The organism is Roseiarcus sp. (assembly GCF_052145395.1).
Lineage (GTDB): Bacteria > Pseudomonadota > Alphaproteobacteria > Rhizobiales > Beijerinckiaceae > Roseiarcus.
Window position 1 is genome coordinate 1 of record NZ_JBKQOT010000423.1, and the last position, 8,592, is coordinate 8,592.

Sequence of the window (8,592 nt, forward strand, 5' to 3'; positions counted from 1 at the left end):
CAACGACGCCGGCTTTCGCGCAGCAGATCGTGGTCGAGGGCAACACAGGCGTCACACCGGCCAGTCTCAAGCCCTATTTCGCCGGGACGGACCCGGCCTCGATCCAGCGCGGCGTGGACGACCTGAAGGCGACGGGGATCTATTCCTCGGTCAGCGCCCGGGCGGAAAACGGCGCCATCGTCGTGTCGCTCACCTCCGGCAAGCAGATCATCAATAGGGTCGCCTTCGAGGGCAACAGCAAGATCACCAAGGACCAGCTTGAGGTCGAGGTCCAGTCGAAACCCGGCGCCGCCTATAGCGACGCGCTCGGCGACGCCGACGTTGGCCGCATCAAGGACGCCTACAGGAAATACGGCTACAACGAAGCTCAGGTCACCAAGCGGCTCGTTCAGCTTCCCGACGGTCGCGTCGATCTCGTCTTCACCATTGACGAACATGGCAAGACCGGCATCCGCGATATCCGCTTCGTCGGCAACAACGCCGTCTCCAGCTACCGTCTGCGCAACCTGATGCAGACGAGCACGATGAACTTCTTGTCCTGGTTCAAGAGCACCGACGTCTACGATCCCGATCGCCTCGCCTCCGACGAGGAGGCGATCCGCCGCTACTACATGAAGAACGGCTACGCCGATTTCCGGATCGTCAACACCGACGTCGCCTACCAGGCGAACCCGCCCGGCTACGTGATCACGATCACGGTCGACGAGGGGCCGCAGTACCACGTCTCCGGCGTCAGCGTGGACTCGCACATTCCGGCCGTGGACGGGCCGTCGCTGCTGCGGCACTCCTCCCTCCATGCGGGCGACGTCTACGACGCGGGCGGGGTCGACAAGACGGTCGACGCCATGAGCCGCGACGTCGCAAGCCACGGCTACGCCTTCTCGGAAGTGCGGCCGCATGGCGACCGCGACACGGCGAACCACACGATCGCGCTGAGCTACTCGGTCGACGACGGTCCGAAAGTCTACATCGAGCGGATCGACATCGTCGGCAACACAAGGACGCGCGACTACGTCATTCGCCGCGAGTTCGACATCGGCGAAGGCGACCCCTACAACCACGAGATGATCGAGCGGGCCGAGCGCCGGCTGAACAGCCTCGGCTACTTCAAGAAGGTCCACATTTCGAACCGTCCGGGCTCGTCGCCCGACCGCGTCATCGTGGTGGTCGAGGTCGAGGACCAGCCGACCGGCTCGATCAGCCTCAGCGGCGGCTATTCGACGACGCAAGGCGTCCTGGCCGAGCTCGCCTACACCGAGACGAACTTTCTCGGCCGCGGCCAGTACGTCCGCCTGAGCGTGTCCGACGGCCAGTACAGCCAGGGCTGGAAGGCGTCCTTCACCGAGCCGTACTTCCTCGGCCAGCGTCTGGCGGCAGGCTTCGACCTCTATCACCAGGTGAACCGGCAGAACCAGTACGCGCTTTATAATAACTGGACGACCGGAGGCACGTTGCGCCTGGGCATCCCGGTCACCGACGACCTGACGTTCCAGCCGAACTACGCGCTGTATCAATCCAAGATCACAATCCCGAACACCTCGTCGCAACCCTACGACGACTGTTACGGGCCGAACTCGCCCTGGATCATTGGCGGAACGTTCTACGCGGTGACGCCGACGCCGTTCATCAACTGCTTGACCAACGGCGAAGCGCCGGTGGAAATCAAGCAGGCTGCGGCTCAGGGCGCGCAGGTGACCTCGCTCGTCGGCTTCGCGATCAGCTACAATACGCTCGACAACCACAAGGATCCGACGAGCGGCTGGACCGCCACCTACAAGCAGGATTTCGCCGGCGTCGGCGGGCAGTCCGACTTCATCCGCGAAACGCTGGACGCCCGCTGGTTCCATCCGATCACCGACGACTTCACCGGCATCGTCCACCTGCAGGCGGGCCAGATCAACGGATACGGGTCGAAGGACCTCGACATCATCAACAACTTCATGATGGGGCCGACGCTGGTGCGCGGCTTCGCGCCGGGCGGCATCGGCCCGCGCGATATCGCGAGCGGTTTGGACAACATCCAGGGTGCGGCGCTCGGCGGCACGAGCTACTACGGCGCGTCGGCGGAAGTCGATTTCCCGATCTTCGGCCTGCCGAGGGAAATCGGCCTCAAAGGCGCGCTGTTCGCCGACGCGGGCAACCTGATCGGCTATAGCGGACAGACGAACTTCTCGAACTTCCTCGGCTACACCTATTGTCCGGGGCAGAACGTCTTTCTCATCACCCAGCCGAGCTGCGCCAATGTCTGGGATCCGAACCTGATCCGCACCTCGGTGGGCGCGAGTCTCATCTGGGCGTCGCCGATGGGCCCGATCCGGTTCGATTTCGCCTTCCCGCTCTCGAAGGGCAAGTACGACCAGACCCAGATCTTCAACTTCTCGGGCGGCGCGACGTTCTAGCTTCGACCCTCCCGGGTTTCGCGAAATGCGGGCGCGTCATCGGCTGACGCGCCCGTCGTCGCATCTGACGGAACCTCGCGTTTGGCCAAGATTCGCTTCTTTCCGCAAAGCTCAGCCCCGACGCTCGCCGAGGTCGCGGGCTGGTGCGGCGCGGCGCTCGCCGACGAGGCGTACGGAAGCCGGATCGTTCACGACGTCGCCGCCCTCGATCAGGCCGGTCCGGGAGATCTGACCTTCCTCGACAACGTGAGATACATCGAGGCGCTCCGTTCGACGCGGGCGGCGGCCGCGCTCGTTGCGCCGCGCTTTGCTGGCGCCGCGCCGGCGGGCTGCGCGGCGGTCGTCGCGCGCGAACCCTATCGCGCCATGGCCCAGGTGATGGCCAGGCTCTATCCCTCGGCGATGAAGCCGGGATCGGCCTTCGACCAGACCGGGGTGTCGCCCGCCGCGCATGTGCATCCCGCCGCACGCCTCGAAGCCGGGGTCGTCGTCGACCCGGGCGCCGTGATCGGACGCGGCGCTGAGATCGGCGCGGGCACGGTGATCGGGGCCAATGCGGTCATCGGACCGGGCGTGCGCATCGGCCGCGACGGCGCGGTCGGCGCGACGACGACGATCATGGCGGCGCTGATCGGCGACCGGGTCATCATCCATCCGGGCGCGCATATCGGGCAGGACGGTTTCGGCTTCGCGCTCGGCGCGCGCGGCCATCTCAAAGTGCCGCAGGTCGGACGCGTCATCATCCAGGACGACGTCGAGATCGGCGCCGGCGTGACCATCGACCGGGGCGCCAACCGCGACACGGTGATCGGCGAGGGCGCCAAGATCGACAATCTGGTGATGGTCGCCCATAACGTCGTCATCGGACGTCACGCCGTGCTCGTGTCGCAGTCCGGCGTGTCGGGCTCGAGCGTCATCGGCGACTTCGCCGCCCTCGGTGGGCAGGCCGGCATCGCCGGCCACCTCAAGATCGGCGCCGGCGCCCAGGTCGCCGCGGCGGCGGGCGTGATGAACGACATTCCGGCGGGCGAGCGCTGGGGAGGCGCCCCCGCCAAGCCGATCCGCGAATTTTTCCGTGAGGTCGCGGCGATGAAGAAGCTCGCCGCGGCCCGCGCCGACGCCAGCCATTCGGATGAACCATGACGCAGAACCACGCGCGAAAGGATAGGGGGACGGGATGACCGACACGACCGGTCAGGTGTTCGAGAGTCACGATATTCTGAAGCTTTTGACGCTCCTGCCGCACCGTTACCCGTTTCTTCTCGTCGATCGGATCGTCGAGGCGCACGCCGACGAGTATGGCGTCGGGATCAAGAATGTGACGGTGAACGAGCCCCAATTTCAGGGCCACTTTCCCGGCCGTCCCGTCATGCCCGGCGTACTGTTGATCGAGGCGATGGCGCAGACGGCGGGGGCTCTCTGCGTCGCCTCGCAGCCCATTGGCGGACCGCCGAGCGTCGTCTATCTCATGACCATCGACAAGGCGAAGTTCCGCAAGCCGGTCATGCCGGGCGATCAGGTGCGGTTTTACATGACCCGGATCGCCAAGAAGCGAAACATGTGGTGGTTCCGCGGCGAGGCCAAGGTCGATGGCGCGCTTGTTTGCGAGGCCGAGGTCTCGGCCATGCTGGTGCGCGAATGACGCGAAAGATTCACCCGAGCTCGGTCGTCGAGGAAGGCGCCAAGCTCGGCGCCGATGTCGAGATCGGCCCGTTGTGCCACGTCGGCCCGCAGGCGACGCTCGGGGACGGCGTCCGGCTGGTCTCCCACGTCAGCCTCGCCGGCGACACGACGATTGGCGCGCGCACGCGCATCTTTCCCTTCGCAGCGATCGGGCATCAGCCGCAGGACCTCAAGTATCGAGGCGAGCCTGTCCGTCTCGTCGTCGGCGAGGAGTGTCTGATCCGCGAGCACGTGACGATGAACCCGGGCACCGAAGGCGGCGGGTCGGTGACGATCGTCGGTCCGCGATCCGTGTTCCTCACCAACGCCCATGTCGCGCACGACTGCCGGATCGGCGAGGGCGTCATTTTGTCCAACAATGTGATGCTGGCGGGCCATGTCACGGTCGGCGACTTCGCCAACATCAGCGGCGGGGCGGCGGCGCATCAGCACGTTCGCATCGGCGCCCACGCCTTTGTCGGCGGCCTCGCCGGCGTCGAGCACGATCTCATCCCATTCGGCATGGCGCTCGGCAATCGCGCCTCGCTCGCCGGCCTCAACTTCGTCGGCCTCAAGCGGCGCGGCTTCCCGCATGAGGCGATCCACGAGCTCCGGCGCGCCTATCGCATGCTGTTCTTCGGCAAGGGCACGCTGAAGGAGCGCGTCGGCGACGTCGCCGAGGCCTTCCCGGACCAGGAGGCGGTGCAGCAGATCGTCGCCTTCCTGCGCGAGGGCGGCGACCGGGCGATCTGCGTGCCGCGCGACGGCAAGGGCGAAGAAGCGTGAGCGCGCCGGCCGGGGGGCCGGCGGCCGCGGCGGCGGCCCCTCACCTCGCCATCCTCTGCGGCGCCGGCGCGTTTCCGCTCGAGGTCGCCGCCGACGCCCGCCGCGCAGGGCGCGAGCCGTTCCTGATCGGCGTCGTCGGGTCGTCGGATTCCGCCATCGAAGCTTATCCGCATGTCTGGGTGCGGATGGGGGAGGTGGGGAAGCTGTTCGCCGCGCTCAAGGGGCGCGAGGTCGCGGAATTGGCGATCGTTGGCGCGATGAGCCGGCCGGAATTCTCGGATCTCCGGCTCGATTGGGGCGCTGTGAAGCGCGCGGCCGAACTCGCGCAGCTCTTCCGCCGCGGCGATAACGGCCTGTTGGTCGGGCTTGCGGCGATCTTCGAGCGCGAGGGCGTCCGGATCGTCGGCGCGCACGAGATCGCGCCGCGGCTCGTTGCGCCTGCGGGGCCGCTCGCCGCGCGGGCGCCCACGCCCGAGGACGAGGCCGATATCGCTTTCGGCGCGCGGCTGCTCGAGGCTCTGTCCGATTTCGACGCCGGACAGTGCGCGGTCGTGGCGGCGGGACGGGTGCTGGCGATCGAGGCGGCCGAGGGCACGGACGCGATGCTGGCTCGGGTGCGCGAGATGCGACAAAGCGGCCGGCTTCGGCTGAAGGGGCTTGCGGGCGTGCTGGTCAAGGCGCCGAAGCGCGGGCAGGACTTGCGGCTCGACATGCCGGCGGTCGGTCCCGACACCGTCGCAGGCGCCGCGCGGGCTGAATTGCGCGGGATCGCGCTTGCGGCCGGCGCCGTCCTCATAGCCGGGCGCGAGCGCTGCATCCGTGAGGCCGACGCCGCCGGCCTTTTCATCGCGGGGTTTTCCTCCTGAGCAGCCCCGCCTCCGGTCCCTTGCACATCGCCCTCGTCGCCGGCGAGCATTCCGGCGACCAGCTCGGCTTCAAGCTGATGCGCGCCCTTCGGGACGCCCATCCCTGGGGCGTCGTCTTTGCCGGCGTCGGCGGCGAGGCGATGGAGGCCGAGGGCCTGAAAAGCCTGTTCCCGATCAGCGACATCGCGGTCATGGGGATTCTGCCGGTCATCGCCCGTCTCCGGACGGTCCTCAAGCGCATCCGTGAGACCGCGGAAGCGATCATTGCGGCTCGGCCGGATGGGCTTGTCATCATCGACAGCCCCGACTTTACCCATCGTGTTGCGCGCCGGGTGCGCAAGGCGCTGCCCGATCTGCCGATCGTCGACTACGTCAGCCCGAGCGTGTGGGCGTGGCGGCCGGGCCGGGCGAAGGCGATGCTCGCTTATGTCGACCGCGTGCTCGGCCTCTTGCCGTTCGAGCCGGAGGCCTATGTGCGGCTCGGCGGCCCGCGCTGCGTCTATGTCGGGCATCCCCTGATCGAGCGGCTCGCCGAGCTGCGCCCCAACGAGGACGAGACGCGTCGCCGCAACGCCGGGCCTCCCGTGCTCGTCGTCCTGCCGGGATCGCGCCGGTCGGAGATCCGCCGACTGATGGCGGATTTCGGCGGCGCGCTTGGCCTCTTGCGCGAGGCGATCGGACCGATCGACGCCGTTCTGCCGACCCTGCCGCACATTGAGGAGGAGGTCAGGGCGCGCGCCGCGCTGTGGTCGGTCGAGCCGCGGATCGTGCTCGGCGAGGCGGCGAAATTCGAGGCGTTCCGCGCGGCGCGGGCGGCGCTGGCCGCTTCGGGCACGGTGACGCTCGAACTGGCGCTCGCGGGCGTTCCGCTAGTCGGCGCCTACAAGGTGGGAATCGTCGAGGCGCAGCTCAAATACCTCATCAAGGTTCCCTCGATCCTGCTGCCGAACCTGATCCTCGCCGACCGCGCCATTCCGGAGAAGCTGCAGCGCGACTGCAGCCCGGCGTCGCTGAGCGTGGAACTCGCCGCGATCATGCAGGATGGTCCGGAGCGGTCGGAGCAGCTTGCCGCGCTGGGGCGGCTCGACCGGGAAATGCAGCTTAGCGACGCCGGCGCCCCGAGCGCCCACGCGGCCCGCGCGGTGCTGGAGACGATCGCAGCGCGCGCCGCAGGCGAGCGAATGGGCGCGCGATCTCGATAGAGGCGAACGGGGTCGCCTGGGTCAGAACCGGTCCTTGCGGATACGAAGCTCGGCGAACACATCGGCCGGGTCGGCGCCCGGCATGCCGACCGCAGCCTGCACCGAGCGTTCCTCGGCCCTCATGAACGGGTTGGAGGCGAGCTCGAGGCCGATGGTCGTCGGGAGGGTCGGACGCTTCTCGGCGCGCAGTTTGACGACGTGCTCGGCCCGGTCCTTCAGGATCGGATTGTCGCCTTCGATCGTCAGCGCGAAGCGCGCATTCGCCTCGGTGTACTCGTGCCCGCAATAGACCTGGGTCTCGCCGGGCAGTGCCGCGAGCTTGAGGAGCGAGCCCCACAGCACGGCGTAGGGCGCCTCGAACGCCCGGCCGCAGCCGAGCGAGAACAGCGTGTCACCGACGAACGCGAGCTCGTCCTCCCCGAAATAATAGGCGATGTGCCCGGTGGTGTGGCCGGGCGTTTCGATCACCCTGGCCTCGAGCGATCCGACCAAGGCGTAATCGCCTTCGCTGACCAGCGTGTCGAGGCCGGGGATGCGCGAGGCGTCCTTGGCCGGGCCGACCATCCTGAGGTCGGGGAAACGGGCCTTGAGCTCCGGCGCGCCCTGGATGTGGTCGGCGTGATGGTGGGTGATGAGGAGGTCCGTGAGCGTCCATCCCTTCTCGTCGAGCGCGGCGAGGATCGGGCCCGCCTCGGGCGCGTCGATCGACGCGGTTGCGCCGGTCCTGGAATCGTGCACCAGCACGCCGTAATTGTCGGTGAGGCACAAAAACTGATGCACGCTCGTCGTCATGGTCGCTCCGGGTTCTTCGCGCCGCGGGAGCGACGCTTTCGCGAGGGCCGCGATCCTACAGCAAAAGTCTGAGCGGCGCCGCTGCGTGAGATGGGCTCGTGTCGCGCGATGGCTTCGGCTGGTACCCTGGCGGGGGGGGCTTGCAGGGCGTCGTAATCTTGAGAAGATGCCGGATCGGACGGCGCGTGTTTTCTCAAATCCATCGAATATTTTTTTGAGGTTTGCGGCGACCGGCGAATGACGAGAACACTTTTTTATGAGGAGCGACGCCAATGTCCAAATCGGCGACGACGCGCTGGTCCGACACGATCGGTTACCTGAATACGAAATTCCCACAGGTCAATCCCAAGATCGGCGACCACATCAACCAACTGGTTCCCGCCGGCGCGCTCCGCACCCAGATCTCGGAGCAATTGTCGCTTGGAAGCAGCTCCCAGGTTCACAAGGCGAACGACGCCAACAAGAATGCGCGCCACGCCTTACGCGGACTGCTGCTGTGTCAGCGCGTGTATTTCTCTGATATCTGGGCGAAGCAGACGCTGGTCGGCGACCAGACCGCTCCATGGTCGTATCTCTCGCCGACCTGGAAGACCGAGAGCCTTTCGCATTGGGGCAAGCTGCCCGAGCAGAGCATCCTTTCGGGAATCGCTATGTTCGCGATCGTTCCGACCGCCCGGCCGGAACATGTCTCGGACGTCGCCAAGGTCGGTTGGCCTTGGGCCAAGACGCCCGCGATCGCCGGCAACCTGAAGCTGTCCCGAGCCAACTTTCCCCTGACCGGCCCGTCCGAGACCTGCTACCGCGGAGTCCTGGCCTGGCTCCTGAAATCGGGCGTGGTCTCGTTCCGCTGGTTCATGCAGAGCCCGTCGCCGACCGGCAGCGGGC

At 67.3% G+C, this 8,592-nt stretch carries 8 protein-coding genes; 7 read left to right on the forward strand and 1 reads right to left on the reverse strand.

Annotation, left to right across the window (positions count from 1 at the left end):
- The 6 genes from bamA to lpxB form a co-directional block, all read left to right on the forward strand.
- Window positions 1–2,399 (forward strand): outer membrane protein assembly factor BamA (gene bamA / locus ACLP25_RS14260; RefSeq protein WP_442469844.1); only part of this gene is annotated, 2,399 nt, incomplete at its 5' end.
- 81 nt (window positions 2,400–2,480) lie between these two features.
- On the forward strand, window positions 2,481–3,542 hold the full coding sequence (gene lpxD / locus ACLP25_RS14265; protein ID WP_442469845.1) for a UDP-3-O-(3-hydroxymyristoyl)glucosamine N-acyltransferase: 1,062 nt from the start codon (window positions 2,481–2,483) through the stop codon (window positions 3,540–3,542).
- Window positions 3,543–3,576: 34 nt separating this feature from the next.
- Window positions 3,577–4,041 (forward strand): 3-hydroxyacyl-ACP dehydratase FabZ, encoded by a 465-nt coding sequence (gene fabZ / locus ACLP25_RS14270; protein WP_442469846.1) that lies wholly within the window; start codon window positions 3,577–3,579, stop codon window positions 4,039–4,041.
- Complete coding sequence (lpxA, locus tag ACLP25_RS14275) at window positions 4,038–4,847, forward strand: acyl-ACP--UDP-N-acetylglucosamine O-acyltransferase (RefSeq protein WP_442469847.1); 810 nt, start codon at window positions 4,038–4,040, stop codon at window positions 4,845–4,847. Before fabZ ends, lpxA begins: the two co-directional genes overlap by 4 nt.
- Window positions 4,844–5,713 (forward strand): LpxI family protein, encoded by an 870-nt coding sequence (locus ACLP25_RS14280; RefSeq protein ID WP_442469848.1) that lies wholly within the window; start codon window positions 4,844–4,846, stop codon window positions 5,711–5,713. Before lpxA ends, ACLP25_RS14280 begins: the two co-directional genes overlap by 4 nt.
- 20 nt (window positions 5,714–5,733) lie before the next feature.
- A complete protein-coding gene (gene lpxB, locus ACLP25_RS14285; protein ID WP_442469849.1) occupies window positions 5,734–6,915 on the forward strand; it encodes a lipid-A-disaccharide synthase in 1,182 nt (393 codons plus the stop codon).
- Window positions 6,916–6,936: 21 nt separating this feature from the next.
- On the opposite strand, the gene gloB is transcribed toward lpxB, so the two are convergent.
- Window positions 6,937–7,707: a hydroxyacylglutathione hydrolase gene (gene gloB, locus ACLP25_RS14290; RefSeq protein ID WP_442469850.1), complete on the reverse strand. Its 771-nt coding sequence runs from the start codon at window positions 7,705–7,707 to the stop codon at window positions 6,937–6,939.
- Window positions 7,708–7,979: 272 nt separating this feature from the next.
- Between gloB and ACLP25_RS14295 the strand changes: the two genes are divergently transcribed.
- The coding region (locus ACLP25_RS14295) for a hypothetical protein (RefSeq protein WP_442469851.1) at window positions 7,980–8,592 on the forward strand (613 nt) is incomplete at its 3' end.